General features: G+C 63.8%; 18 protein-coding genes, 4 tRNA genes and 3 rRNA genes. 6 read left to right on the top strand and 19 right to left on the bottom strand.

Translation table 11 applies throughout. The annotated features are described in order from the left end of the window. Positions 1–5: 5 nt before the first annotated feature. Positions 6–467 carry a (2Fe-2S)-binding protein gene (locus OF829_RS14960; RefSeq protein WP_264940900.1) on the bottom strand — a complete coding sequence of 154 codons (462 nt, stop codon included), beginning with the start codon at positions 465–467 and terminating at the stop codon, positions 6–8. Positions 468–531: 64 nt separating this feature from the next. Further along, positions 532–2,091 carry an alpha-amylase family glycosyl hydrolase gene (locus tag OF829_RS14955; protein ID WP_264940899.1) on the bottom strand — a complete coding sequence of 520 codons (1,560 nt, stop codon included), beginning with the start codon at positions 2,089–2,091 and terminating at the stop codon, positions 532–534. 94 nt (positions 2,092–2,185) lie between these two features. Between OF829_RS14955 and OF829_RS14950 the strand changes: the two genes are divergently transcribed. Together OF829_RS14950 and OF829_RS14945 are read left to right on the top strand one after the other, a co-directional pair. Next, positions 2,186–4,240: an alkaline phosphatase D family protein gene (locus OF829_RS14950; RefSeq protein WP_264940898.1), complete on the top strand. Its 2,055-nt coding sequence runs from the start codon at positions 2,186–2,188 to the stop codon at positions 4,238–4,240. A gap of 44 nt (positions 4,241–4,284) precedes the next feature. After that, positions 4,285–4,614: a nucleotidyltransferase family protein gene (locus tag OF829_RS14945; RefSeq protein ID WP_264940897.1), complete on the top strand. Its 330-nt coding sequence runs from the start codon at positions 4,285–4,287 to the stop codon at positions 4,612–4,614. A 59-nt stretch (positions 4,615–4,673) separates the two neighbouring features. Here the strand turns inward: OF829_RS14945 and OF829_RS14940 are convergent, their stop codons facing one another. The 8 genes from OF829_RS14940 to OF829_RS14905 all read right to left on the bottom strand — a co-directional run bounded on the left by OF829_RS14940 (position 4,674) and on the right by OF829_RS14905 (position 12,444). Further along, the gene (locus tag OF829_RS14940; RefSeq protein WP_264941087.1) at positions 4,674–5,915 is read right to left on the bottom strand and encodes a threonine synthase; all 1,242 of its coding nucleotides are present in this window, start codon (positions 5,913–5,915) and stop codon (positions 4,674–4,676) included. A gap of 8 nt (positions 5,916–5,923) precedes the next feature. Further along, positions 5,924–6,751: a glutaminyl-peptide cyclotransferase gene (locus OF829_RS14935; RefSeq protein WP_264940896.1), complete on the bottom strand. Its 828-nt coding sequence runs from the start codon at positions 6,749–6,751 to the stop codon at positions 5,924–5,926. A gap of 328 nt (positions 6,752–7,079) precedes the next feature. After that, a tRNA-Met gene (locus tag OF829_RS14930) sits at positions 7,080–7,156 on the bottom strand. Positions 7,157–7,243: 87 nt separating this feature from the next. Then, positions 7,244–7,358 (bottom strand): 5S ribosomal RNA (rrf, locus tag OF829_RS14925). Positions 7,359–7,499: 141 nt separating this feature from the next. Next, positions 7,500–10,294 (bottom strand): 23S ribosomal RNA (locus OF829_RS14920). A 279-nt stretch (positions 10,295–10,573) separates the two neighbouring features. Next, a tRNA-Ala gene (locus tag OF829_RS14915) sits at positions 10,574–10,649 on the bottom strand. A gap of 38 nt (positions 10,650–10,687) precedes the next feature. Further along, positions 10,688–10,764: transfer RNA gene (locus OF829_RS14910), tRNA-Ile, on the bottom strand. Positions 10,765–10,955: 191 nt separating this feature from the next. Beyond that, positions 10,956–12,444, bottom strand: a 16S ribosomal RNA gene (locus tag OF829_RS14905). The 16S, 23S and 5S rRNA genes sit together here with 3 tRNA genes alongside, the layout of an rRNA operon. Positions 12,445–12,890: 446 nt before the next feature. Here OF829_RS14905 and OF829_RS14900 point away from each other — a divergent pair. Beyond that, positions 12,891–14,369: a lipopolysaccharide biosynthesis protein gene (locus OF829_RS14900; RefSeq protein ID WP_264940895.1), complete on the top strand. Its 1,479-nt coding sequence runs from the start codon at positions 12,891–12,893 to the stop codon at positions 14,367–14,369. A gap of 155 nt (positions 14,370–14,524) precedes the next feature. On the opposite strand, the gene OF829_RS14895 is transcribed toward OF829_RS14900, so the two are convergent. The 9 genes from OF829_RS14895 to OF829_RS14855 form a co-directional block, all read right to left on the bottom strand. Next, on the bottom strand, positions 14,525–14,953 hold the full coding sequence (locus tag OF829_RS14895; protein WP_264940894.1) for a CBS domain-containing protein: 429 nt from the start codon (positions 14,951–14,953) through the stop codon (positions 14,525–14,527). A gap of 71 nt (positions 14,954–15,024) precedes the next feature. After that, positions 15,025–16,554 (bottom strand): DUF4139 domain-containing protein, encoded by a 1,530-nt coding sequence (locus OF829_RS14890; protein WP_264940893.1) that lies wholly within the window; start codon positions 16,552–16,554, stop codon positions 15,025–15,027. Between the two features lie 10 nt (positions 16,555–16,564). Beyond that, the gene (locus OF829_RS14885) at positions 16,565–17,968 is read right to left on the bottom strand and encodes a DUF4139 domain-containing protein (RefSeq protein ID WP_406701438.1); all 1,404 of its coding nucleotides are present in this window, start codon (positions 17,966–17,968) and stop codon (positions 16,565–16,567) included. 123 nt (positions 17,969–18,091) lie between these two features. Next, positions 18,092–18,853, bottom strand: coding sequence for a DUF4167 domain-containing protein (locus OF829_RS14880; RefSeq protein ID WP_264940891.1), 762 nt, complete (start codon positions 18,851–18,853; stop codon positions 18,092–18,094). Positions 18,854–19,113: 260 nt separating this feature from the next. Next, positions 19,114–19,986, bottom strand: a complete 873-nt coding sequence (gene prmC / locus OF829_RS14875; protein WP_264940890.1) for a peptide chain release factor N(5)-glutamine methyltransferase — start codon at positions 19,984–19,986, stop codon at positions 19,114–19,116. A 46-nt stretch (positions 19,987–20,032) separates the two neighbouring features. Further along, positions 20,033–21,106 carry a peptide chain release factor 1 gene (gene prfA, locus OF829_RS14870; protein ID WP_264940889.1) on the bottom strand — a complete coding sequence of 358 codons (1,074 nt, stop codon included), beginning with the start codon at positions 21,104–21,106 and terminating at the stop codon, positions 20,033–20,035. Then, positions 21,103–22,449 carry a histidine--tRNA ligase gene (hisS, locus tag OF829_RS14865; RefSeq protein WP_264940888.1) on the bottom strand — a complete coding sequence of 449 codons (1,347 nt, stop codon included), beginning with the start codon at positions 22,447–22,449 and terminating at the stop codon, positions 21,103–21,105. The genes prfA and hisS overlap by 4 nt, the downstream gene beginning before the upstream one ends. A 254-nt stretch (positions 22,450–22,703) precedes the next feature. Then, entirely contained in the window at positions 22,704–23,447 is a 744-nt protein-coding gene (locus tag OF829_RS14860) for an SDR family oxidoreductase (RefSeq protein WP_264940886.1), read from the bottom strand. Further along, positions 23,447–24,340, bottom strand: a complete 894-nt coding sequence (locus OF829_RS14855; RefSeq protein WP_264940885.1) for an SMP-30/gluconolactonase/LRE family protein — start codon at positions 24,338–24,340, stop codon at positions 23,447–23,449. Before OF829_RS14855 ends, OF829_RS14860 begins: the two co-directional genes overlap by 1 nt. A 63-nt stretch (positions 24,341–24,403) precedes the next feature. Between OF829_RS14855 and OF829_RS14850 the strand changes: the two genes are divergently transcribed. The 3 genes from OF829_RS14850 to OF829_RS14840 all read left to right on the top strand — a co-directional run bounded on the left by OF829_RS14850 (position 24,404) and on the right by OF829_RS14840 (position 26,561). Continuing rightward, positions 24,404–24,967: a methylated-DNA--[protein]-cysteine S-methyltransferase gene (locus OF829_RS14850; protein WP_264940883.1), complete on the top strand. Its 564-nt coding sequence runs from the start codon at positions 24,404–24,406 to the stop codon at positions 24,965–24,967. 82 nt (positions 24,968–25,049) lie between these two features. Continuing rightward, positions 25,050–25,123: transfer RNA gene (locus tag OF829_RS14845), tRNA-Gly, on the top strand. 199 nt (positions 25,124–25,322) lie between these two features. Further along, entirely contained in the window at positions 25,323–26,561 is a 1,239-nt protein-coding gene (locus tag OF829_RS14840; RefSeq protein ID WP_264940882.1) for a tyrosine-type recombinase/integrase, read from the top strand. Positions 26,562–26,864: the final 303 nt, after the last annotated feature.

Raw genomic sequence — 26,864 nt, 5'->3', positions numbered from 1 at the left:
GGCGTTCAGCCCTCCACCATCGCGGCGGCGTCGTGGATCGCCTGCCTGATCCGCACATAGGTCGCGCAGCGGCAGAGATTCCCCGCCATCGCATTGTCGATATCGGTATCGCTCGGCTTCTTCTTCGCCTTGAGCAGTCCGATCGCCGACATCACCTGCCCCGACTGGCAGAAGCCGCATTGCGGCACGTCGATCGCCACCCAGGCCTTCTGCACCGCCTTGGCCTCGGCGCCCTCGACGCCTTCGATGGTCGTCACCTTCTTGCCCGCGACCATGCCGACGGGCGTCACGCACGATCGCCGATTCTTGCCCTCGAGATGCACGGTGCACGCGCCGCACTGCGCGATGCCGCAGCCATATTTGGTGCCGGTGAGCCCCAGATGATCGCGCAGCACCCAAAGAAGCGGCGTTTCGGGATCGCCGTCGAAACTGGCGGGCTTGCCGTTGAGCGTGAAGTCGGTGGGCATCGGGCCTCCATTGGCGCTGCGCAGCCAACGTTAGCGAGCCGAATGGATCGGGCGAAGCGGAAAATCAGGCTCCGACGACGATCCCCGAATAGCCCGGCAGCATATCGAGCCCCGCCCCGTTCACCGCCACAAGGATCTCACCATCGCCATCCCACGCCACCGGCTCCGCTCCCAGATTGAATGCACAGCGCAGCCCGCCCCGCTCGAACACCAGCACCGCATCGTCCGCCCGCGTCACGACCAGCGGCCCGGTCACCAGCTCGGGCCTCGCCTTGCGCAACGCGATCAGCCGCCGGGTCAGATTGAGCATCGACTCCGCATCCCCCTGCTGCCGGTCCACCGCCATCGCAGGATGATCCGCCCCCAAGGGCAACCACGGCTTGCCCGTCGAGAACCCCGCATTCGGTGCCTCCGCCACCCAGGGCATCGGCGTCCGCGCCCCGTCGCGCCCCAGCGTCAACGGCCAGGTCGCGATCGCCTCGGGGTCCTGCAGGTCCTCGAAGCCGATCTCGACCTGGGTCAGCCCCAATTCTTCGCCCTGATAGAGGAACGGGTTCCCCCGCAGGCAGAGCAGCAACAACATCTTCACCCGCGCAAAGGCCGTGCGATGCTCAGCCGCCATCCAGCGCGACACCGCCCGCGGCGCGTCATGATTCTCGAACGCCCAGCTCGGCCAGCCACCCTCCGCCTCGGGCCATTTCGCCATCGCATCGCGCACCAGCGCCGGCGTCAGCCGGTCGGCATAGAGGAAGTTGAAGCCATAGGCCGAGCTCAGCCGCCCCGGCGCTGTGTATTCGTGCATCTCCTTCTCGGGCGACCGCCCGACCACCTCCGCCACCGTGAAACGCTCGCCATAGCCGTCGAGCACCCCGCGCAGCCGCTCGAAGAATTCCGGCAGGTCGGGCTGGTTGCGCGTGTAGGTCGGCAGCTGGAAGTCCGAAGACCGCGTCCGCTTGCCTCCCGTGTCCGGCGCCGGCGGATTATCCCTCAGCGCCGCATCATGCGCCGCGAAGTTGATCGCATCGAGCCGGAACCCGTCCACCCCCCGATCCAGCCAGAAGCGCGCGGTATCCAGCGCCGCCTCGATCACCTCGGGATTGTGGAAGTTGAGGTCGGGTTGCTCGGCCAGGAAATTGTGGAGGTAATATTGCCCCCGCCGCCCGTCCCATTGCCAGGCCGGTCCGCCGAACACCGATTGCCAGTTATTGGGCGGCGACCCATCCGCCTTGGGATCGGCCCAGACATACCAGTCGGCCTTGGGGTTATCACGGCTCGCCCGGCTCTCGACGAACCAGGCATGCCGGTCGCTCGAATGCGAATAGACCTGATCGATGATCACGCGCAGCCCCAGCGCATGCGCCCGCGCGATCAGCGCGTCGAAATCGGCGAGCGTCCCGAATACGGGATCGACGTCGCGATAGTCCGACACGTCATACCCGAAATCCTTCATCGGCGAGGTGAAGAAGGGCGACAGCCACACGCAATCCACCCCCAGCGACGCCACATGATCGAGATGCGCGGTGATGCCGGCCAGGTCGCCGATCCCGTCGCCATTCGAGTCGGCGAAGCTGCGCGGATAGATCTGATAGACGACGGCGCCCCGCCACCATTCGTGCCCGGTCATGGCGTGAGGATAAGCCCGAATGCCCGCCCGGCCTAGCCACCGTTGCAAGTCTTGCGTTTCGTACTATCCTGTCCGCAGCAACTAGGGGCACGATATGGACCGACGGCAATTTCTGGCAAGCGCCGCGGCGCTCGGCGTCAGCGGCATCTGGGCATCGCGATCCGCAGCATCCCCCTCGCGCATCCCATGGCGCGAGGACCGCAAGCTCTACCCCCAGGGCGTCGCCTCGGGCGACCCGGACGACCATAGCGTGATCCTCTGGACCCGCCGCCCGTTCGACCAGGGCGAGAGCCAGACCCTCACCGTCGAAGTCGCTCGCGATCCCGATTTCCGCCGCGTCGTCGCCACCGCCAAGGCCCCCGTCCTCGCCGCCGCCGACTGGACCTGCCGCGCCATGGTTGGCGGCCTCGCGCCCGCCACGACATACTGGTACCGCTTCACCGATGCGAGCGGCGCCGGCAGCCGCATCGGCCGCACCATCACCGCGCCGCGCGCCAGCGATCCCCGCCCGGTCCGCTTCGCCTTCGTCTCGTGCAACAGCGTCAACGAGGGCGCGCAAAACGCCTATGCCCGGATGATCTGGGAGGACGAGCGCGCGCCCGCCGACCGCAAGCTCGGCTTCGTCCTCCACTTGGGCGACTTCATCTACGAGGTCGTCGAATATCCCGACGAGGTGCAGCATCGCTATGCCCGCACCGTCTACGATCTCGGCAAGATCCCCGACGCGCGCAAGGTCGGCAATTTCCACGTCCCCACCACGCTCGCCGGCTATCGCCACGTCTATCAGGCGCATATCAACGATCCCGACATCCAGGATGCCCGCGCGCATTTTCCGTGGGTCTGCATCGGCGATAATCACGAATGGTCGTGGCAGGGCTGGCAGAGCTTCATCAAATACGGGAACAAGGTCGAGCCCGCGCAGCCGCTGCGCGTCGCCGCCAACCAGGCCTGGTGGGAATACGTCCCCGCGCGCGTCCGCAAGGCCTCGGGCCCCGGGCTCGACCAGTTCGGCCCGCCAACGGTCGAGAAGGCGCCCATCGAAACCTTCGACGAGCACGGCTTCGCCACCGAGCCCAACAGTGTCGCCGCTATCGCCAGCATGACCGCCTATCGCGCGATGCGCTACGGCCGCCACATCGACCTGATCCTCACCGACCTCCACAGCTACAAGGCGGCCGACCCCACCGACCGGCCCGAGGCCCAGGCGCTCGATTCGGGCGATTTTCCGGTCCTCCCCCAGGAATGGCTGGAGATCGTCGATGGCGGCCGCGCCTATGCCGGCGGCAATCCCCCCGCGGCCATCGCGATCGGCGACAAGACCATCCCCAATTTCCGAAAAGACGAACCCGCCCACACCGTGCTCGGCCGCGAGCAGAAGGCGTGGCTCAAGCAGCGCCTCACCGCCTCCACCGCGACCTGGAAGATCTGGGGCCTCACCAACGCCCCGCTCGACCAGCGCACCGATGCGCAGAACATTCCGGCCGAGCTGGTGAAGCAAAAATGGATGGGCAAGGATTACGGCAACTTCGGCAACGGCGATTTCAGCAACGCCTATGCCGAGCGCGCCGAGATCTACAACCTGATCCGCGACCGCAAGATCCCGGGCTTCGTCACGGTCTCGGGCGACCGTCACAGTTTCTGGGCGGGCTATGCCGCCCCCGCTTTGCCCCCCGCGGAGTTCAAGCCCGTCGGCCTCAGCTTCATCACCGGCTCGATCTCCGCGCCGGGGATGGGTGAGGCGGTCGAGTTCTACAAGGAATTCCCCCTGCGCCCGCTGTTCGTGCGCAAGGTCGAAGGCGCCGAGCCCGAGCACACCTGCAACCTCACGATCAAGCGCGGCGTCCGCGCGGCGCTAGAATATGCCGCGAGCGGCGACATCGAAAAGGCGCGCGCGCTCACCAATCCCGGCGTCGCGCCCCATGTCGAATTCGTCGACATGGCCGGCCACGGCTATTCGGTCGTCACCGCCGGCCCGGAGGCGATCGAAACCGAATTCGTCTGCATCGTCCGCCCGATCGCTCGCGCGACCACGCCGGACGGCGGCCCCCTGCGCTACCGCGTGACGCACCGGGCGCAGATGTGGCGGCCGGGCGCCAGGCCGAAACTCGAGCAGCGGGTGATCGAGGGGGATCCGAAGCTGTCGGTTTGATTTCGGACGATGACGCTGGCGTGCAAGCCGAGTAGCGTTAAGAGATGGCCGAGGGCATCGCTGCAGATTGGATCACCAAGATTGCAGCTTGGGCGGCGGTCGAACCGTTGGTACTTGAGGTTTATGTGTTCGGCTCTCGCGCCCGAGGAGATCATCGAACGGAAAGCGATTTAGATCTCGCTCTGCTGATCGAGGATGGCGATTGCGGCGAAAGCTTAGCCCATTGGACATGCGAGGCCGAGCGCTGGCGTGAGGCCCTAACAGCCGCGCTGCCTGTCACGGTCGATCTTCAGGTGATGCAGACCGACGACGGCGTGGTGATGCCCGCCGTGCAGCGTGAAGGAATGCTAATTTATCGCGCGGCGAGGACTTGATCGCGCAAGAAGGTTCCCTCGCGGATTTGGAAGCTTCTGACGGCTTTGCCGGCGCTTAGTTACAACGCCGAAAAGTCGATCGGCCCGTCCTTGTCCAACGTCCGCGACTGATCCGCCATCGGATATTTGAGCCCCGTCGCGCAGTTGAACAGCAGCGCCTTGTCGTCCGGCGAGATCAGTCCCTCGCCCAGCGCCTTGCGCCAGGCCGCCAGCGTCGCCCCGCCCTCGGGGCAGAGCAGCAGCCCGTCGAGCCGCGCGGCATCGTCCACCGCCGCGACGATCGCCTCGTCGCTCACCGCCATCGCGAACCCGCCGCTCTCGCGTACTGCATCCAAGATCAGGAAATCCCCCACCGCCTGCGGTACGCGGATGCCCATCGCGATCGTGTGCGCGTCGTTCCAGCGGGTCGCGTGGCGCTCGCCGGCCTCCCAAGCGCGCACCATCGGCGCGCAGCCCTCGGCCTGCACCGCAACCATGTGCGGTCTCTTTGATCCTATCCAGCCCAGCGCCTCCATCTCGGCAAACGCCTTCCACATGCCGATCAGCCCGGTGCCGCCGCCGGTGGGGTAGAAGATCACATCGGGCAATTCCCAGCCGAGCTGTTCGGCCAGCTCGAGCCCCATCGTCTTTTTGCCCTCGATCCGGTACGGCTCCTTGAGCGTCGACAGGTCGAACCAGCCATTGGCCTCCTTCCCCGCCGCGACCAGCTTGCCGCAATCGTCGATCAGCCCGTTGACGCGATAGACGCGCGCGCCCTGCGCTGCGATCTCGCGGACATTGATCTCGGGCGTGTCGGCGGGGCAGAAGATCACGCTCTCGATCCCCACCCGGCTCGCATAGGCCGCCGCGGCGGCACCCGCATTGCCGTTGGTCGGCATCGCGATGGTGGTGACGCCCAGCTCCTTCGCCATCGAGATCGCCATCACGAGCCCGCGCGCCTTAAACGAGCCGGTCGGCAGCCGGCCCTCGTCCTTGACCCACAGATTTGCTGCACCCTTGCTGCGCCCGATTTGGTCGAGCGAAATGATCGGCGTGGCATTCTCGCCCAGGCTGACGATATTCTCGGTCCGCCGCACCGGCAGCAACTCGCGGTACCGCCAAAGGTCCGCCGGCCTTCCGGCAAGTGCCTGTTTCGTCAGAACTTGCCCAGCCTTTTCAAGATCATACCGCACCAGCAGCGGTCGCCCGACGCGCGACAGGCCGTGCAGCATATCCGCAGCATAATGCTCCCCCGTCATCGCGCATTCGAGATGCGTGACGAAGGTCGGCCGGTCGCTGGTCAGGTTGGCGTCGTGCCGCAGCGCCGCGGTCACTGCTTCGCGCACGCCATGATCGTCTGCGCTTCCGCGGACTCGACATCCTCGCCCGCGGTCACCTCATAGAGCTGCGACCAGTTCTTGCCCGTGACGAACAGCCGCTTGCCCGCCGCGTCATAGGCGATCCCGTTGGCGACATCGTCGCGCCCCGGATTGGCCGGCCCGAGCGTGGTGACGTCGAGGAAACCGAGCACATGGCCGGTCTTGGGATCGATCCGCGCGATCAGATCGGTCTGCCAGATATTGGCGTAGATCTCGCCATCGACCCATTCGAGTTCGTTGAGATTCTTGACCGGGCACCCCTCCGCGGTCACCTCGAGCGTGCCGGTCGGCTTCATCGTCTCGGGATCGAGGAAGCGCAGGGTCGAGCTGCCGTCGCTCATGATGATGCGGGTGCCGTCCTGCGTCATCCCCCAGCCCTCGCCCTTGTACGAGAATTCGCCGCGCTGCGCGAAGTCGTTGGCGCCGTAGATGAAGCCCTTTTCGTCCTTCCAGGTGAGCTGGTAGATTCGGTCCTTCCACCCGACGATCCCCTCGCCGAAATAGGGCGGCGGCATTTCCTGCGACTGGACCACCGCGCCGGTCTCGGGCGTGACCTTGCGGAAACCCGAACTCCCCTCCTCGCCCGTGCTCTCGAAGAAATAGCCGCCCTGGAAATAGAGCCCCTCGGTGAAGGCCTGATCGTCGTGTGGCATCGCCTTGACGACCTTGACCGCCTGGATCCGCACGCCCTTGGCACCCCCGGAGAAGACGACGAACCAGACCGCGACGGCGATGACCGCCAGCGCGAGGACGATGATGAGAATCCGCTTGTTCTTCATGGCCGCGATAAGGCCGTCCGGAGGCTTGGCTGTCAATCGCGGCGCGGCGGATTCTCAGGCCCCAAACGCAACAAAGCCCGCCGGAGGGCCGGCGGGCTTTGTTGATCGAGGCGCGATGGTTGCGGGGAGCGAGGCGACGCATGATGCGGGGCATCATGCCAAAGCCGAGCTGATTTGAACCTGCGACCTTCAGGTTATGAACCTGACGAGGCGAAGGCACCAAGGGCCATGCGGGGCGTGGTCCGACCGCCTTCGCGGACAGCGGCTGCGCCACAAATACGACAAAACCCGCCAGTCCGGAGGACTGACGGGCTTGAATGTGACCTATTGGTTGCGGGGACAGGATTTGAACCTGTGACCTTCAGGTTATGAGCCTGACGAGCTACCGGACTGCTCCACCCCGCGCCAATAGCGCGATCGGAGGCCACACCTCTGACATTGTGAATGGGTTCTTCCAGGGAAACTTTCCTCCCAGCGCACACCGGCTGCAATGCCTGGCGACGACCTACTCTTCCATCGCTTGAGCGATAGTACCATCGGCGCTGTCTGGTTTCACGGCCGAGTTCGGGATGGGATCGGGTGGGTCACAGACGCTATAGCCACCAAGCAATGAAGCCGGTGTAAGCTGGGATTGGGTTTCAAATCGATACCGTGCACTTGGTAAGATGTTCGTAATACGGGCTGCGATGATCATCACACCCAACGCCACACTGAGCCAAGGCCCAATGCTGACATTGATGGTGGAACTCTCAAGCGCGAATAGGACAATTAGTACTGGTTAGCTCCACAAGTTACCCTGCTTCCACATCCAGTCTATCAAGGTGATGGTCTATCACCGTCCTAAGAAATCTTATCTCGAGGGAGGCTTCCCGCTTAGATGCTTTCAGCGGTTATCCCGTCCATACATAGCTACCCTGCTGCGCCGTTGGCACGACGACAGGTACACCAGAGGTATGTTCAACCCGGTCCTCTCGTACTAGGGTCAACTCCTCTCAAATTTCGACGCCCACGGCAGATAGGGACCAAACTGTCTCGCGACGTTCTGAACCCAGCTCACGTACCACTTTAATTGGCGAACAGCCAAACCCTTGGGACCTGCTCCAGCCCCAGGATGTGATGAGCCGACATCGAGGTGCCAAACGATTCCGTCGATATGAGCTCTTGGGAATCATCAGCCTGTTATCCCCGGCGTACCTTTTATCCGTTGAGCGATGGCCCTTCCACGAGGGACCACCGGATCACTATGACCGACTTTCGTCTCTGCTCGACTTGTCAGTCTCGCAGTCAGGCTGGCTTATGCCATTGCACTCTAACAGCCGGTTTCCAACCGGCCTGAGCCAACCTTCGCGCGCCTCCGTTACTCTTTAGGAGGCGACCGCCCCAGTCAAACTACCCGCCACAGAGGGTCCCCGAACCAGTTTCATGGTCCTGGGTTAGACATCAGAAAACAACAGGGTGGTATTTCACATTGTGGCTCCGCACGGGCTGGCGCCCATGTTTCAAAGCCTCCCACCTATTCTACACAATTATTTCCTAATGCCACTCTGAAGCTGCAGTAAAGGTGCACGGGGTCTTTCCGTCTAACCGCGGGTACTCCGCATCTTCACGGAGAATTCAATTTCGCTGAGCATGTCCTGGAGACAGTGGGGAAGTCGTTACGCCATTCGTGCAGGTCGGAACTTACCCGACAAGGAATTTCGCTACCTTAGGACCGTTATAGTTACGGCCGCCGTTTACCTGGGCTTCATTTCGGAGCTTGCACCCCTCCACTTAACCTTCAGGCACCGGGCAGGCGTCAGGCCCTATACGTCGTCTTGAAGCCGACTTAGCAGAGCCCTGTGTTTTTGCTAAACAGTCGCTACCCCCTGGCCTGTGCCCCCTCAACCTGCTTGCGCAAGATGAGGGCCTCCTTCTTCCGAAGGTACGGAGGCAATTTGCCGAGTTCCTTCAGGACACTTCTCTCAAGCGCCTTGGTATACTCTACCTGACCACCTGTGTCGGTTTCGGGTACGGTCTATACGGTGGGGCTATTTCCTGGGACCCCTTCGAAGCACGTCCAATCCGATAAGGACGTACAACACACGGGATCCGTCACACACCACCAGGCCCACGAATATTAACGTGGTTCCCATCGACTACCCCCTTCGGGCTCGTCTTAGGGGCCGGCTCACCCTGCGCGGATTAGCCTTGCGCAGGAACCCTTGGTCTTTCGGCGAAAGGGCATCTCACCCTTTTTATCGCTACTCATGTCTGCATTCGCACTTCCGATACCTCCACGGTCCATTACCAGACCGCTTCATCGGCTTACGGAACGCTCCGCTACCGCGTGTAGTAAACTACACACCCTAAGCTTCGGTGCACGTCTTTAGCCCCGATACATCTTCGCCGCAGGAACCCTTATTTAGACCAGTGAGCTGTTACGCTTTCTTTAAAGGATGGCTGCTTCTAAGCCAACCTCCTGGTTGTTTTGGGATTCCCACATGCTTTCCCACTTAGACGTGACTTGGGGACCTTAGCTGTAGGTCAGGGCTGTTTCCCTTTTGACGACGGACCTTAGCACCCGCCGTCTGTCTCCCGGATAGTACTCGTAGGTATTCGGAGTTTGGTTAGGTTTGGTAGATCTCGCGACCCCCTAGCCCATCCAGTGCTCTACCCCCTACGGTATTCATCCGAGGCTCTACCTCAATAGATTTCGCGGAGAACCAGCTATTTCCCGGCTTGATTGGCCTTTCACCCCTAAACACAACTCATCCGATAATTTTTCAACATTAATCGGTTCGGTCCTCCAGTGAGTGTTACCCCACCTTCAACCTGGTCATGCCTAGATCGCCGGGTTTCGGGTCTAATGCATCGAACTCAGTCGCCCTATTCAGACTCGCTTTCGCTGCGCCTACACCTAACGGCTTAAGCTTGCTCGATACACTAAGTCACAGACCCATTATGCAAGAGGTACGCTGTCACCCCTCAAGAGGGCTCCAACTGATTGTAGGCAATCCGTTTCAGGTACTGTTTCACTCCCCTCATCGGGGTGCTTTTCACCTTTCCCTCACGGTACTAGTTCGCTATCGGTCATGTACGAGTATTTAGGCTTAGAGGGTGGTCCCCCTATGTTCAGACAGGATTACACGTGTCCCGCCCTACTCAAGTCCTTGATCATCACTTTCGCATACGGGGCTGTCACCCGCTATGGCGCTACTTTCCAGAAGCTTCTGCTAGTTGAAATCAAGGCACTGGCCTGGTCCGCGTTCGCTCGCCACTACTAACGGAATCTCGGTTGATGTCTTTTCCTCCAGGTACTGAGATGTTTCAGTTCCCCGGGTTCGCTTCACCAAAGCTATTTTATTCACTTCGGTGATACCTTTCCCAATTAACTCGGACGACCATTGCTGGCCTTCTGAATTAATTGGTGAAGGTGGGTTTCCCCATTCGGAAATCTGCGGGTCAAAGGTTGCTCACACCTCACCGCAGCTTATCGCAGCGTGCCACGTCCTTCATCGCCTGTACATGCCAAGGCATCCACGAATTGCCCTTACCTCACGCTTGAGAGTCCACACCACCAACGACAACACTGGGTTGGCCAAAGACCAACCAAAACTCGGCAGAGCAGTGAAGCGCAGTATCTTGGTGCGGATGTTTATCTCAGCTCGTATTCGATCGACGACGCTCCCTCAGTCCGAAGACTGCTGAAACCGGCGCCGATCACGGCATCGATTTGAAAAACCCATTCACAATGTCAAAGACCGCTTGCGGCCCGTAGGCCGCGACATGCTGCGCACAATGTGTGCAGCAATTTCGTTTCTTCATCCCTGGATCTGATTAGCGTGGTGGAGCCTATCGGGATCGAACCGATGACCTCAAGCTTGCAAAGCTAGCGCTCTCCCAACTGAGCTAAGGCCCCGTCAGCGCGCTTTGGCTGCAAGCCACCTGCCTGAGCGATGGTGGGCCGAGTAGGAGTTGAACCTACGACCTCACGCTTATCAGGCGTGCGCTCTAACCACCTGAGCTACCGGCCCCACCGCATACCCGAACCGGCCATAAAGGCCGCGGGCGGCGTGAGCCAGCTCAGGCACCTGCCTCCGAAGAGGCAGTATCCAGTGATGAAGGGACATGAGGACGGCGGCTATGTTCTTTGGAATGGAGGAAGCTCTTCCACGAAGCTCAACTAATGGCCGAGGTTCGCGGCGCTTTCCGCCGATATCCTTAGAAAGGAGGTGATCCAGCCGCAGGTTCCCCTACGGCTACCTTGTTACGACTTCACCCCAGTCGCTAAGCCCACCGTGGTCGCCTGCCTCTCTTGCGAGTTAGCGCAACGCCTTCGGGTGAACCCAACTCCCATGGTGTGACGGGCGGTGTGTACAAGGCCTGGGAACGTATTCACCGCGGCATGCTGATCCGCGATTACTAGCGATTCCGCCTTCATGCTCTCGAGTTGCAGAGAACAATCCGAACTGAGACAAGTTTTGGAGATTAGCTCACCCTCGCGGGATTGCTGCCCACTGTACTTGCCATTGTAGCACGTGTGTAGCCCAGCGCGTAAGGGCCATGAGGACTTGACGTCATCCCCACCTTCCTCCGGCTTATCACCGGCGGTTACTTTAGAGTACCCAACTAAATGATGGCAACTAAAGTCGAGGGTTGCGCTCGTTGCGGGACTTAACCCAACATCTCACGACACGAGCTGACGACAGCCATGCAGCACCTGTGTGATAGCCAGCCTAACTGAAGGGATCCATCTCTGGAACCCATACTATCCATGTCAAACGCTGGTAAGGTTCTGCGCGTTGCTTCGAATTAAACCACATGCTCCACCGCTTGTGCAGGCCCCCGTCAATTCATTTGAGTTTTAACCTTGCGGCCGTACTCCCCAGGCGGATAACTTAATGCGTTAGCTGCGCCACCTAAGTACCAAGTACCCAGACAGCTAGTTATCATCGTTTACGGCGTGGACTACCAGGGTATCTAATCCTGTTTGCTCCCCACGCTTTCGCACCTCAGCGTCAATACCAGTCCAGTGAGCCGCCTTCGCCACTGGTGTTCTTCCGAATATCTACGAATTTCACCTCTACACTCGGAATTCCACTCACCTCTCCTGGATTCAAGCGATGCAGTCTAAAAGGCAGTTCTGGAGTTGAGCTCCAGGCTTTCACCTCTTACTTACAAAGCCGCCTACGTGCGCTTTACGCCCAGTAATTCCGAATAACGCTAGCTCCCTCCGTATTACCGCGGCTGCTGGCACGGAGTTAGCCGGAGCTTATTCTCCCGGTACTGTCATTATCATCCCGGGTAAAAGAGCTTTACAACCCTAAGGCCTTCATCACTCACGCGGCATTGCTGGATCAGGCTTTCGCCCATTGTCCAATATTCCCCACTGCTGCCTCCCGTAGGAGTCTGGGCCGTGTCTCAGTCCCAGTGTGGCTGATCATCCTCTCAGACCAGCTAAGGATCGTCGCCTTGGTGAGCCTTTACCTCACCAACTAGCTAATCCTACGCGGGCTCATCCCTGGGCGATAAATCTTTGGTCTTGCGACATCATCCGGTATTAGCACTCCTTTCGGAGAGTTATTCCGAACCCAAGGGTAGATTCCCACGCGTTACGCACCCGTGCGCCACTAAGGCCGAAGCCTTCGTTCGACTTGCATGTGTTAGGCATGCCGCCAGCGTTCATTCTGAGCCATGATCAAACTCTCAAGTTTATGTACGATACGAGCGAGGTGGAATGCCCTGCCCGAACCGCTCATTTCAAGGAGCCGCTCTGCACAAAATTCAATTCACGTATGGAAACGTGTAAGGACATGTAAGAGCGACTTAGCTTTTTTACCGAGTATCCAACGCCTTGAAGCCGTTGGACCCGGGGCCGCCGCCCACATGTCCCTTCATCTAAAATCACAATGTCAAAGAGCGCAAAAGACCGACGCCTTACCGTACCCCTTTTTTAGTGGGGCGGTCTGGCGCCTGGTTTTTGGTGACCGTAGAAGCGAACCGTGTGGCCCGTCGCTGCGGTGGAGGGGCATATATGTGGGGGGTTTGATTCGGTCAACAGCGTTTTGCAATTTTATGTCGCTTTTTCTCCAACACCCCCAAAACCCACGGAAATCCGCGCTTTACGCGCCGTAAACACGTGCTGTGGCATTAGCGCCGGGTGACCGAAACCACCGCCGCCAATCCGAATCAGCCGTCCGAATCGCTGCGCGATCAGGTGCGCAGCGCCGTGATCTGGCGATCGGGCACCCAGATTCTCGGCCAGATCATCACCTGGGCCTCCACCTTCCTCGTGATTCGCATCCTCAGCCCCAGCGACTACGGGCTGTTCGCGATGACCCAGGTGATCCTGGTGCTGCTCAACATGCTCAACGGCTATGGCCTCGCGAGCGCGCTGGTGCGGCGCGGAGACGCGGACCGCCACGCCCAGCGCCAGCTGTTCGGCATGCTCATCCTGCTCAACGGCGCGCTTGCGCTGGCACAGTTCCTCGCCGCCCCGCTCGCCGCCGCCTATTATCGCCAGCCGATCGTGACGCAGCTGCTCCACGTCCAGGCGCTGCTCTATCTGGCGACGCCCTTCATCGCCCTCCCCTATGCACTGCTCGCGCGCGCGATGGATTTCCGCAAGCAGGCGCAGGTCAACCTGTTCTCCGCGCTCGCCGGCGCCTTCACCGCGCTCGCGGGCGCGCTTTCGGGGCTCGGCGTCTGGACGCTCGTCCTCGCCCCGCTCGCGCTCTTCTTCACCCGCGCGATCGGCATGACCATCGCGGCACGTTCGCTGATGTGGCCGAGCTTCGATTTCCGCGGCGCGGGCGACATCGCGCGCTACGGGGGCGTGATGGCGGCGGGGCAGATCTTCTGGTTCCTGCAGAGCCAGGCCGATGTGTTCATCGCCGGCCGCATGTTCTCGCCGCACGAGCTGGGCATTTACACCACCAGCCTGTTCCTCACCCAGATCTTCGTCTCGAAGTTCGTCCCCCCGCTCAACGAGGTCGCCTTCTCGGCCTATGCCCGGATGCAGCATGAAGCGGGCGCGATCGCCGCGGCGTTCGTCCGCTCGGCGCGGATCATCCTGGTCGTCGGCCTCCCCTTCTATCTGGGCCTCGCCGCCACCGCGCGCCCGCTGGTCGCGGTGGTGCTCGGCCCGCAATGGCATGAAGCGGCGGACATCGTGCACTGGCTCGCGCTGGCGATGCCGATGATGACGCTGCAGATCCTGTTCGCCCCTGCGACCGACGCGATCGGCCGCCCCGATATCGGCGCGCGCAACGGCCTGACCGGCGCGGTCCTGCTGCCGGTCACCTTCCTGGTCGGGGTCCATTGGGGCGTGATGGGCATCGTCGCGGCCTGGTTCGTCGCCTATCCCTTCTATCTGGGGATCAGCGCGTGGCGGACACTGCCGGTGATCGGCGTGCGGACGCGCGACCTGGTCGATGCGATCACCCCGCCCGCGCTCGCCGCGGTGGCGATGGCGCTGATCGTGTCGCTGCTCGACGACGGGCTCCCGCCGATGGCGCCGCTCTCGCACCTCGCCTTCCTCGCCTGCACCGGGGTCGCCGCCTATGGCGCATGGCTCGCGGTGTTCGCCAAGGGCACGATCGAGGAAGTCATCGACATGGTGCGGAAGCGCAAGAGCTGAACCCAGCGTTGTAGCTTGTGTCGAGATTCAGCTCAGGCCGAGTCGAAAATGGTGATGTTTCGTGACCCGGAGCGCAGCGTGCTTTCGGCACGTGAGCACCGGAAGCGCGGAACAGCGCCATTTGCAGGCCGGCATGGGCTGAATATCGGCACAAGCTAAGCCGACTGGATATAGCTCCGCATCGCCTCGGCCTCGGTCTCAATCTTCTCGATCCGGTACTTCACCAGGTCGCCGATCGAGATGAAGCCGACGCAGCGCCCCCGTTCGATCACCGGCAGATGGCGGATTCGCCGCTTGGTCATCAGCGCAAGCGCGTTGAGCGCCGCCTCGCCCGGCCCCACCGAGATGGCGGGCGCGGTCATCACCTCGGCCACCTTGCGGTCGAGCGCCGCCGAGCCCTCACGCTGGAGGCAGTAGATCACGTCGCGTTCGGAGAAGATGCCGGCGACCGTGTCGCCCTCGATCACCGGCACCGCGCCGATGCGCTTGCCGGCCAGAAGCGCGACCGCCTCCGCCACGGTCCGATCGCCCGAGATCGAAACCACATCCTGCCCCTTACCGCTCAGGATTGCCGCGATGGTCATCGCCCATGCTCCTCTTCAGCGTAGGCGCCGAGTTTTCCCACGTTTCGCGCGCGAATGCAAAACGGCCGGTCCTATTTGCGCAGCCGCAGCGTCACCGTCGAATTGGCGGGAATCTCGACCGACCAATAGGCCTTGCCGTTGCGCCAGCTCAGCGGCGCGTCGCCGCGCACCCGCCGGGGCTTGCCGCGGTCTTCGACCGGGAGTGTCTGATCGCTCAGATCGATCCGCGCCTCGAATTGCACCGGATAGGGATTGGCGTTGGTCGCGGTCAGCACCCGGCTCTCCCAGCCGCGCTTGGGCGCCGCCGGCACGAAACCGGCGCTGACCTGATCGACCTCGCCCATATCGATGTCGATCCGCTCGCCCACCGCGCGGTCGTAGATGCTCCCCTCGCCCGCCAGCAGCCGCCGCTCGCCCAGCGGCTCGAACAGCGCGACATCGCCGCGTGGCAGCGGAATGCCGAGCCCGCGCGCCTTGGTATTGTCGAGCCGGAGCAGCATCGAGATGGGATAGACATTGTCCTCGATCCCCACCTCGGCGCGGTACACGATCTCCACCGGCACCGAGGGCCGGTCGAACAGGAGCACCTGCTTCTGGCTGTTCGACGCCACCGTGGTGCGCTCGGGCACGCGATAGAGCTTCACGTCGCCCAGATCCTCGGCAGTGATCGCATCGACGACGGTGTCCGAGTTGCGCTTCACGTTCCGATTGGGAAATTGGCCGACGTCCTCCGCCGAGATCGCATCGACCGTCACCGGCTCCGCGACGACGCGATCGACATGCGTCGCCATGCACTGGAATCGGAGCGACTGATCGCCGCCGAAGCGGCCGCGCGAATCGTCATCGTCCTCCTCGCGGTTGATCGCACCCGCGACCACCATCGTCTCGGCATCGGCGAAGCTGGTCATGTCGCCGCTCGCCAGCGTCACCCAGGCGACCAGATCGGCGCGCTTCCCGTCGGGGCGCATCGTCGCGACATAGTTGACCTGCCAGTCGAACCCCCAGGCGAGATAGGAAAGCGACAGCGTGACCTCGCGCTCGACCGGCGAATTGGTCTCGATCGACAGCGTCGGCTTCGCCGAAAGCCCGGCGGGCACATCGTCATAGACGATCGCCTCGCTGCCGGTGCAGTCTGCGGTAATGAAGCCGTCCCTGGTCTCGAAGATCGCCGCGCCGCCGGGGGCGGAACGGATGATCGCCCGCTCGCTCACCATCGTCCCGTTGGCGTTGCGGTGCGTGAGCATCACCGGCCGCCCGAAGCTGCGTGCGTAAAGGCTGCGCGGCGAGAGCAGGTCGGCGTCGAGATTCTTCTCGAGCACCCCGTCGGGCAGCCCGGTGATCAACGCGCTTTCGGGGAAGATGCCGCTGGCGACGCCTTCGAAGCGGATCACGGAGCGGCCCGCCGGGATACGCACCGTCCGCTTCTCGGTGATCAGCGCATAGCCCTGGAGCCAGCTCAGATCGAGCCGGCCCCCGCCCGGCACGGTGTAGATGGTCACCGACACCGTGTCCGGCCCGGGCGACGTGATCGCGGGCTGGGCGAACGCGGGCCATGCCGCGAGCGCCGCCAGGAGCAGGATCAGGGCGCGGATCGTCCGCACCGGCCTGCCCTCAGTACCGGGTGATGAAGACGGCGGTGACGATCGCCTCGCCATTGGCGGGCACGCTCACCTTCCACAGCGCCTCATCGGCACTGACGCGCTCGCTCGGCTGGCTCTCGCTCTCGATCCGCGTATCCTGCCAGCCGCTATCGAGCCCGCCCTGCGCGAGTTCGGCGACGACGGGCGTCCCGCGCGCATTGGTCAGCCGGTAGCGCATGGTCGTGCGCCACTTGCCGTCGCCCAGCCGCTCGCGCTTCTCGACCACGGGCTGGATCCGCACGTCGAACGCGTCGCCGGTCCGGATCGCGACATTCGATCCCATCTGCGTGTGCCCGATCCGGCTCTCGCCGATGAACTGCGGCACCCCGCGCGCATCGCGCATATAGACGCGGACGATCCCCGCAGGCAGCGCGTCGCCCAGCCCGCCGTTGCGCGAGGTCGAGAAGCGCAGCACCGTGCTGAAGCTGGCGGGGTCGTCCGACGCGCCCAGCCAGTCGTTGCGGTAATAATAGGCCTTGCTCGCGGGCGCCCCGCCCACGTCGAGGAAGCTCACCTGCTTCTGCTGGGCATTGGCGACGGTGGTGCGCTGCGCGAGCGGATAGACATAGAAATCGCCCAGCCGCTCGCGATTGGCGCTCTCGGTGCCCTGGCTGTTGCCGGGGATGGCGGGCTGGCGATAGACGCGCTGGTTCGATCCGGGCGCGCCCGCGACGAGCAGCAGGTTGGCGTTGATGAAATTGGTGCCGGTGGTGTTGGCGAGCGTCACCCAGCCCTGCACGTCCATCTTGCCCGCGCCCTCGTCGAACAGCACGACATAGTCGGCGCGCCAGCCCAGCCCCGAGGTCAGATAGTTGATCGTCACCGGACGCGGCCCCGCGGTCGCGCTCTCGACCGTGACCGACAGCGTCGGCCGTGCGCGCAGGTTCGGCGGCAGCGCCGGGAAGATCACCCGCGTGCCGGGCGCCAGCACCTCGATCCGGTTGCCGATCTGGACCACGGTGCCGTTATTGTTGGCGAGCACGCGCGCACTCTCGCGGGTCTCCTTGCCCGTCTCGTCGCGGCGGACGAGCGTGACCGTCTGGCCGATCGCCTTGTCCATCAGTTTCTCGGGCGTCAGCAGGTCATAGTCGAAATTCTGCTCGACCACGCTGAGCCCGCCGCCCGACAGCGTCACCGTCTCGGGCCGGATCGCGGCGGAGACGTCGGGGAATTCCTGGCGCGTGCGGCCGGTCGCCAGATCGAGCACGCGCTTGTCCTGCACCAACGCCTGATTGTCATTGTAGATGGTGAGCGAGACTTCGCCCTGCGCGGTCTGATCGGGGGCGGGCACCGAGGGTGCGACCTGCGCCTGCGCAGCGAGCGGTGCCGCGATCAAAACCAGTGCCGATGCCAATACCAGCTGGCGCATGGCCATCCTCCCCTAATGCTTGGGGACGAGACTAGCAGGCCGGAAGATGAACACTAGCTGTCCGAAACGAAACGGCCCGCCTCCCGGGATGGGGAGGCGGGCCGCTATCGTGTTGCGCGGTGAACCGGGTCAGGCGGCCGGAGCATCCGCATCGCGGCGCGGGCGGCCGCGGCGGGGCTTGGCTTTGGGCTCCTCGTCCGCGGACTCGGTCGCGATCGCCGGCGGCAGCACCGCGAGGTCGAGGCCCGAGGGCGCTTCGTCCTGGCGCGCTTCCTCGCGGCGCGGGCGGATATTGCCGCGGCGGCGCGGCTGCACCTCCCCCTCGTCGCGGGTCTCGCGGCGGGGCTCATAGCCCTCATCCTGACCCTCGGCCTGATGATGGCCATTGCCGTTCGCGCGGCCGTTGCGGCGATACTCGTCGCGATTCCCGCGGTCATCGCGGTTACCGCGATCGTCGCGCCCGCGGTCGCCATTATCCTCGCGGGCATAACGCTCCTCGCGGGGCTCGCGCTCTTCGCGCGCCTGCGGACGATCGTCGCGGCCGCCCTCATTGGCCTCGGCCTCGGCGAAATCATCGTCCTCGAGATCCGGGCGCGAGATCCGCGGGGCCTGCTGGCCGGGATTATTCTCTTCGAAGCGCGAGCGGGTCTCGCTCAGCACGCGGAAATAATGGTCGGCGAACTGCAGATAATATTCGGTGTTGACCCGATCGCCCTGCATCTGCGCGTCGCGCGCGAGATTCTTGTATTTCTCGAGCAGCTGCGCGGCATTGCCGCGGGCCCGATTGTCGATGCGGTTGCCATTGTCGCGCTGGTTGGCGTTGCCGCCGCCCTGGCGCTGCTGCTGACCGCCACGGCCGCGACGGCGGCCGTTTGCCTGACGATTGTTCATCAAGGTCTGTCTGTCCTGTCTTTACTAAGCTGTCCGTCGGTCCATCTGGGTCCCGGATGCAGTTTACATGTGCGGGGCCGCGCCAATGCTGGCGCAGTCCGCTTTGCCATGGCCACCGGACTGCAGCGGCTCACATGACGATGGATTGGGGCTGCGCTTTCAACGCCCTAATTTCAACGGCTTGGTTGAATGTGCCCTACCCCGTCGCCCTATTAGCGGGTGCAGCACCAATATCCAAGCAGAAATATGTTGTGCTTTTGCTACGATTCAAGGGCCGAGACCACTCGGGGATGTCCCTTAAGATCGAAAATTACGGCCGGACTTAACCCATGTTTGCGGACGAGCGCCGAAACGGCCTCCGCCTGGGTAGAGCCGATCTCCAGCACCGCGATTCCGCCCGGCGCGAGAAGGCGCGACAGATCGGGGACGATACGGCGGTAATCGACGAGACCGTCGGCGCCGGCGAACAGCGCGGCGGCGGGCTCGTGCTCACGGACCTCCGCGGGCAGCAGCTCGGCTGTCCCGATATAGGGCGGATTGGCGAGGATCAGGTCGAAGCGCTCGTCGATGCCCCTGGCCCAGTCGCCGAGCCGGAATTCGGCGCGGGTTGCAAAGGCTGCGGCATTGCGCCGGGCATAGGCCAGGGCGTCCCCGGAGGCATCGATGCCGATCCCCGTGGCGTCCGGCCATTGATCGAGCGCGGCGAGGAGCAGGGTCCCCGGTCCGGTTCCCAGATCGAGGATGCGCCGGGGCGCACGCGCGCCGAAATGCGCCACCGCCGCTTCCAGCAAGGTCTCGCTGTCCGCCCGAGGCACGAGCGCGCCGGGACCCACGGCGAGCTCGATCGTCCAGAAGGCGCGGCGGCCGACGATATAGGCGACCGGCTCATGCGCGAGGCGGCGCTCGAGCAGCGCGGAGAAAGCGGCAGGCTCGGGGTCGTCGAGATGCCTGAGCAGCAAGTCCTGCCGCGAGACCCCGAGGGCGTGTGCCATCAGCAACTCGGCGTCGAGGCGAGCGGTATCGGAAACGCCAGCGAGTTGTCCCGCCGCAGCAACGAGCGCCGCCCGAACTCCCTCTCCCCTCCGGGGAGAGGGTTGGGGAGAGGGGGAGTCGGAATCGCTATCGTCAGGCACTGCCCCTCTCCCAACCCTCTCCCCGGAGGGGAGAGGGCTTCTCGGCTCACCCATCCAGCTGCGCCAGCCGGTCGGCCTCGTCCTGCGCGATCAGCGCGCCGAGCAGCTCGTCCATCTCGCCCTCCAGTATCTCGGGCAGCCGGTGCAGCGTCAGATTGATCCGGTGATCGGTCACCCGCCCCTGCGGGAAATTATAGGTCCGGATCCGCTCCGAACGATCCCCCGATCCCACCATCGACTTGCGCGCGCCCGAACGCTCGGCGTCGAGCCGCTCGCGCTCCTTCTCGAACAGCCGCGTGCGGAGCACCTGCATCGCCTTGGCCTTGTTCTTGTGCTGCGACTTCTCGTCCTGCTGGGTGACGATCAGCCCGGTCGGGATATGGGTGATCCGCACCGCCGAATCGGTGGTGTTCACATGCTGCCCGCCCGAGCCCGACGCCCGGTACACGTCGATCCGCAAATCCTTGTCGTCGATCTGGACATCGACATCCTGTGCCTCGGGCAGCACCGCGACGGTGGCGGCGGAGGTATGGATGCGCCCGCCCGCCTCGGTCACCGGCACGCGCTGCACCCGGTGCACCCCGCTCTCGAACTTCATCCGCGCGAACACGCCCTGCCCCGCGATCGAAGCGATGACTTCCTTGTAGCCCCCCGCTTCGGACGGCGAGGCCGAGATCAATTCGACCTTCCATCCCATTTTGTCGGCATAGCGCTGATACATGCGGAACAGGTCGCCCGCGAAGAGCGCCGCCTCGTCCCCGCCCGTCCCCGCGCGGATTTCGAGCATCCCGGCGCGCTCGTCAGCCGCGTCCTTCGGAAGCAAGGCGAGCGCCAGTCGACGATCCGCCACCTCGAGCGCGGTGCGATTCTCGATCAGCTCGTGCTCGGCCATGTGGCGCAGTTCGTCGTCCGCGTCGTGGGTCATATGCTGGAGCGCCACCGCCTCGGCCCGCAACCGCCGTACCTCCCCCGCCGCCTGCGCGACCGGCTCGAGCTCGGCATATTCCTTGGAAACCGCGACAAAGCGATCCGACGGCAGATCGCCGGTTGCCATCAGCGCCTGCAATTCGTCCCGCCGCGCCTCGATGGCGGCGATGCGGTCGGCTGGAATGCGGGTCATTTCCAGGTCACGTAAATCTTGAAATCGAACTGCCCGTTGCCCGGTTCAACTCGAACGAAAACGAGGTCCGAAATTCGCTTCATCAGCGTTGCCGCCAGTGCCTCCTCCGATGAAAAATCCAGCCCGTCGACCGACCGCGTCCGATCCAGAATTTTCAGCTCAACAAGGCAGGCCCCAAGTTCCGCAGCACGGCCTTCTTGCGCGAAGACAATGGCGCCCACTCGGTTCTTTTGAGCTCGCTCAAAACGATACTTTCGATTCCCTCGAAATGGTTGTTCGGCCGAATAGCCGAGCGCCCGAAGCAAGCGCTGGAGCGCTTGGGCTTTGCCTTCCGACTCTGCGTCCATCGGGATCACAGCAAAATCGGATAGGCTTGCAGCCGGCTCCTCGATCAACATTGCCAACCGCTCGACCCCCGCAGCCCAGCCCACACCCGCCGTCTCCGGCCCGCCCAGCGAGCCGATCAGCCCGTCATAGCGCCCGCCCGCCAGCACCGTCCCCTGCGCCCCCAGCCGGTCGGTCACGAACTCGAACGCGGTGTGGCGGTAATAGTCGAGCCCACGCACCAGCCGGTCGTTGCGGGTCCATTTCACCCCCGCCGCGTCGAGCCCGTCGGTCACCGCCTTGAAGAAGGCAGCGGCCTCCCCGGTCAGGAATTCGTCGATCCCCGGCGCGCTATCCGCAATCGGCCGGTCGCGCGGGTCCTTCGAATCGAGAATCCGCATCGGGTTCTTCTCGAGCCGCGCCAGGCTGTCCTCGGACAGCTCGCCGCGATGCGCCTCGAAATGCGCCACCAAAGCCGTCCGCCACGCATCGCGCGTCTCGGCATCGCCCAGCGTGTTGAGCTGGAGCGTCACCCCGTCGGAGATTCCCAGCTCATGGAGCAGCTGGTCCGCGAGCACGAGCAGCTCGACATCCGCCGCCGGCTCGGGCGCGCCGATGATCTCGGCGTCGATCTGGTGAAACTGGCGGAACCGGCCTTTCTGCGGCCGCTCGTAGCGGAACACCGCGCCGCTGGTGACCAGCTTCATCGGCACATGCTGCAGCCAGCCCTCGGTGATGAAGGCGCGCGCGATCCCCGCGGTGAACTCGGGCCGCAGCGTCAGCGAATCCCCGCCGCGATCCTCGAAGGTGTACATCTCCTTCGAGACCACGTCCGAAGTCTCGCCCATGCTCCGCGCGAACACCCCGGTCGCCTCGAACACCGGCACCTCGACGCGCTGGAAGCAATAGAGCCGCCGGACATGATCGAACCTGTCGAGCACATGCGCGAACCGGCGCTGCTCCTCGCCGAAAATATCCTGGGTGCCGCGGATGCGTTTGGGGGTTTCGATACGTGCCATGTCGCGGCGCTCTCTAGAGTCTGCGCCGCCCCCCTGCAATCCGGGGCTCATCCGGGGCTTCACCGCTTGAAATGTTGGATTTCACCTGCTTGGCTCATCCTGCCGGATCGGGCGGCTCGCCCATCCGCCGCTCTTTGACATCGCAAGACCACGAAAAACGCGTTTTGGGCTGACTTTCGACTGACTTTCCGTTTTGTAATATTCTCGCTGCGAAAAACACGCACAGGCCTAACTTTCGCCTAACTTTCCGCGGCTCAACCCCTGCCCACATAGGGCATGCCGGTCGCCATCACCGTCATGGTGAGCACGTTCGCCCCCAGCGGCAGGCTCGCCATATAGGCCACCGCGCGCGCCACCTCGGCGACGTCGATATTGGGCTCGGGCTTGAGACTCATATCGGGCTGGAGCGCTCCCGGCCCGCCGCCCTGCAGCATCGGCGTCACGGCGTTGCCGATATCGATCTGCCCGCAGGCGATGTTGAAGGCCCGCCCCTCGAGCGCGGTCGCCTTGGTCAGCCCGCTCACCGCATGCTTGCTCGCAGTGTAGACCGAGGAATGCATCCGCGGCACGTGCGCCGAGATCGAGCCATTGTTGATGATCCGCCCGCCCTGCGGCGCCTGCGCCTTCATCTGGCGAACCGCGGCGCGGGTGCAGAGGAAGACCCCGGTCACATTGACGTCGAACACCTGCCGCCAGCTCTCGACCGATACCTCCTCGATCGGCCCGAACGCCCCCATCCCGGCATTGTTGAACAGCAGGTCGACCCGCCCGAACGCGTCCACGGCGCGCGCGAACAGCGCATCGACCTGCGCCTCGTCGCTGATGTCGGTGGGCACCGCGATCACCTCGCCGCCCCGTGTCGCGATGATCGCCGCGGTCTCGTCGAGCTCGACCCTTCGGCGCCCGGCCAGCACCACCGCGAACCCATGCACCGCCAGCGCCTCAGCCGAAGCCCGCCCGACCCCGCTCCCGGCGCCCGTGACGATCGCAACCTTCATCAAATCCCCCGGACCCTGAGATGCACCGAATAGAGCGACGTCCGCGCCGCGATGAACAGCCGGTTCCGCTGCGGCCCGCCGAAGCAGACATTGGCGACGGTTTCACCCACCTTGATCGTCCCCAGATGCGTGCCGTCGGGCGCGTAGCAGAAGACATTCGAGCCCGCCGAGGTCCAGACATTGCCCTGCACATCGACCCGGAACCCGTCATAGGCCCCGTGCGGGCAGGTCGCGAACAGGCTCGGCGTCCCCAGACCGCCGTCCTTGACCGGATAGGCATGGATCGTCCGCGGCAGGTCCGCCACATGCGTCACCCCGGTATCGGCGACGTAGAGCAGGCTCTCGTCGGGCGAGAAGGCGAGCCCGTTGGGCCGCACCCGATCGGTCACCACCGCCGTCACCGCGCCCGAAGGATCGACACGATAGACATTACTTGCCCCGATCTCGCTCTCGGCGAAGCGGCCCTCATAGTCGCTGTCGATCCCATAGGTCGGGTCGCTGAACCACACCGATCCGTCGGACTTCACCACCACATCGTTGGGCGAGTTGAGCCGTTTCCCCTCGAACCGGTCCGCCAGCACGGTGACCGATCCGTCATGCTCGGTGCGGGACACGCGCCGCCCCGAATGCTCGCAACTCACCATCCGGCCCTGCAGGTCGAGCGTGTTGCCATTGGCGTGACCGCAGGGCTGGCGAAAGACCGACACCGAATCGTCGGTCTCGTCGTAGCGCAGCATCCGGTCGTTCGGGATGTCCGACCAGACGAGATAGCGCCCCGCGGGCACGTACAGCGCGCCCTCGCTCCACCGGCATCCGTCCGCGAGCTTCGCCAGATCCTCCTGATTGGCGATCAGCGCGCGGAAGCGCGGGTCGTGTATGTCGTAGGTGCCCATGCCGCTTGGCTAGCATGGCCGGTTGCCCTTGCAACCCCGCGACGGGCGCGCGATCTTGCCGGCATGCAGCGCTACCACAGCTTCGAGACCGCGCACGGCATCGTCGCGATCGCCTGGAACGGCAATGGCGTCACTGCGCTGCGCCTGCCGTCGGCCAGCGCGGCCGAATCCGAGCGTGCCATCCGCCGCCGCCTGCCCGATGCCGATGCGAGCGATCCGCCGCCAGGGATGGCCGCGATCATCGCCGATATCCGCCGCTATTTCACCGGCGAACCGATCGATTTCAGCGATCTGCCGCTCGATATCGGCGAGCAGAGCCCGCTCTTCACCCGGATCTACGCCGCCGTCCGCGCGCTCAGATGGGGGGAAAGCACGACTTATGGCGCAGTCGCCAAGGCCATCGGCGCTGGCCCCGAGGCGGCCCGCGATGTCGGCCAGGCGATGGGAAGCAATCCCGTCCCGCTGATCATCCCCTGCCACCGCGTCCTGGCGGCGGGCAACCGCATCGGCGGCTTTTCCGCGCCCGGCGGATCGCAGGCCAAGGCGCGGATGCTGACGCTGGAGGGCGTGGCGTTCGCCAAGGACGAAACGCCGCGACCCTCGCCGCAAGCCAGCTTCGGATTCTAGCGCGCGGCGCCATCGGCGGTTGACGCTCAACCATCCCCTGTGGCACTCGCGCCGCGCATCGACGCCGGACGAACGGCTCCGGGCGGGTATAGCACAATGGTAGTGCAGCAGCCTTCCAAGCTGAATACGCGGGTTCGATTCCCGCTACCCGCTCCACTTCCCTGTTCATCGACGCCCGCCACTGTCTGGATAAACCGCAGAAAATCAACGTATTCTTAGCGCTCATTGACCGCTCGCGTTCAAGCGTGTCCGCTCAAAGTCGCCTTTATGTGGGGGCCATTGTGGGGGCCAAGAACAAAGGGCAATGCGGGTGGCCCCCACGCTGGGGGCCACTTCAGCGGGAAAGGCGATAACCGTGGCCCTGACAGACATTGCAATCCGAAACGCGAAGCCCCGGCCCAAGCCTTACAAGCTTGCCGATTCGCTCGGCCTGTTCCTGTTGGTCCAGCCGTCCGGTGGCAGGCTGTGGCGGCTGAAGTACCGAGTCGATGGGCGCGAGAAGAAATTGGGCTTTGGCACCTATCCCGATGTTAGCCTGAGCGATGCCCGCAAACGGCGGGATGAGGCGCGCGAGCTGGTCGCGTCTGGCAAAGACCCTTCCCGCGAGCGGCAGCGGAGCAAGGTCCGTTCGCGGCTTGATGCCGACAACACCTTCACGGTGATTGCCGACGAATATTGCGCCAAGCGCAAGCGTGACGGTGAGAAGGCGTCGGCACCGGCGACGGCCAGCCGCAGCGGATATCTGCTTTCCCTGCTGAACGGATCGATCGGGCGGCTGGCGATCAACGAAATCGAGCCCGCCGACGTGCTGAGCGCCATTCGCAAGATTGAGGGCAAGGGCAATCTGGAGAGCGCGCGGCGCACCCTGCAACTCGCTAGCGCCGTATTTCGCTACGCGGTGGCGACGGCGCGACTTTCGTCCGACCCGACGCGCGATCTGCGCGGCGCGCTGACTGCCCCCAAGGTGACGCACTATGGCGCGGTCACGAAGGCCAGCCGCGTCGGGGAGTTGCTGCGCGCAATCGACGGCTACGAGGGGCAGGGATTCACGAAGCTGGCGATGCAGATTGCGCCGCATGTGTTCGTGCGCCCCGGCGAACTGCGCCATGCCGACTGGAGCGAAATCGATCTGGACGGGGCGCTGTGGATCATACCGGCGGAAAAGATGAAAATGCGAAAGCCACATCATGTGCCGCTGTCGCGGCAGGCGGTGGCGTTGTTCCGCGAGGCGCAGGAGGTGTCCGGGCCAACCGGGTTTGTGTTCCCCTCGATCCGTACCCGAACGCGGCCAATGAGCGAGAACACGATCAATGCCGGGTTGCGGCGGCTAGGCTATGCCAGCGATGAAATGACGGCCCACGGCTTCCGGGCGATGGCGTCAACGCTGCTGAACGAGTGCGGTAAGTGGCACCCAGACGCGATTGAACGAGCCTTGGCACATGGTGACAGCGACAAGGTCCGGGCAGCCTATCATCGAGGCGCGCATTGGGATGAGCGCGTGAAGATGGCGCAGTGGTTGAGCGATCATTTGGACGTTCTGCGCAACGGCGTAGACATCATCCCAATTAGTTCGGCTGTCGCCACTAACATCTAGAGTAGCGCCGGGTTAGCGTCGCCGCCTGACTGCCCGCAATCACATCGCGCATTAGCTGCCGGTGGGGGTGACAAGCGGCGAACTTGTCCTGATAGTCTTCTATATTCTGCGTTGGCACTCAGGGATTTGGCCGATAGCTGGCTCAGCAGCGGGGATGATTTCGGCTTCCTAAAGAGCAGGCCGGAAATCGTGCCCTCCCCGTCAATTAAATTACGGTGACAAATTACGGTGATCGACCGCAAGCGCTTCGAGGCGGCGCCCTTCGCGGCGGAGATGGCGCGGCTGTTCGCCGCCGAATGGCCA

Origin of the sequence: Sphingomonas caeni (assembly GCF_026013415.1) — a bacterium.
Classification (GTDB): Bacteria; Pseudomonadota; Alphaproteobacteria; order Sphingomonadales; family Sphingomonadaceae; genus Sphingomonas; species Sphingomonas caeni.
Note: the sequence above shows the minus strand (reverse complement) of the source record. Positions and strands in the feature narration are given on the sequence as shown.